The 446-nt window shown below is 53.8% G+C and carries 1 protein-coding gene; it reads right to left on the reverse strand.

What is annotated here, in order from left to right; all coding sequences use genetic code 11:
• Positions 1–258, reverse strand: a 258-nt coding sequence (locus ACYPYD_RS27190) for a transposase (RefSeq protein WP_459666903.1), incomplete at its 3' end; no start/stop codon positions are given.
• Between the last annotated feature and the right edge of the window lie 188 nt (positions 259–446).

The following is a 446-nucleotide window of genomic DNA, read 5'->3' on the forward strand; positions in this document are numbered from 1 at the left end:
GTCGCCCGACAATCGCTCAAACAGAAGGTCAAAGACACCTTTTACAGCCCACCTGCGAAAGCGACGGAAATTGGAATTCCAGTTGCCGAAGCTTTCCGGCAAGTCTCGCCATGGCTCTCCTGTTCCAGCGATCCATGCAACCGCCTCGAGAAACGTCCGATTGTCGACAGCTGAACGCCCTCTATCTCCGACTTTACCGGGAAGCTCAGGGCGAACCCTTTCCCACTGCTCGTCGCTCAACCCGTGTCGATCCGAGATGGCGTTCCCTTCGCCAATCTTGAATCCTATTCAGGCTGAAAAGGGAATCCCCTAAATGTCCTCAGGCCTTAGCTCGACTTTGTACGTTTTTGGTCAGGTCCAGGTCCAGAAGATGCTGTTTTCAGCAACGTGGTCGAGTGCTTGATCGAGGGGCAAGACGCATCCGCCCATATCATCGATATTTTCCC

The organism is Novosphingobium sp. 11B, assembly GCF_054589055.1.